Raw genomic sequence first — 246 nt, forward strand, 5'->3', positions numbered from 1 at the left:
GAAGAAGCTTGCTTCTTCTGATTTAGCGGCGGACGGGTGAGTAACACGTGGGCAACCTGCCCTGTAGATTGGGATAACTCCGGGAAACCGGGGCTAATACCGAATAATCCATTCCCTCACATGGGGGAATGTTAAAAGACGGTTTCGGCTGTCACTACAGGATGGGCCCGCGGCGCATTAGCTAGTTGGTGAGGTAACGGCTCACCAAGGCGACGATGCGTAGCCGACCTGAGAGGGTGATCGGCC

Annotated in this window: 1 rRNA gene; it reads left to right on the forward strand. The window is 55.7% G+C overall.

Going from position 1 to position 246, the window contains the following annotated elements:
* A 16S ribosomal RNA gene (locus tag PGC35_RS22255) occupies positions 1 to 246 on the forward strand; the annotation flags it as partial.

The sequence above is a fragment of the Psychrobacillus sp. PGGUH221 genome, assembly GCF_042055255.1.
GTDB lineage: Bacteria > Bacillota > Bacilli > Bacillales_A > Planococcaceae > Psychrobacillus.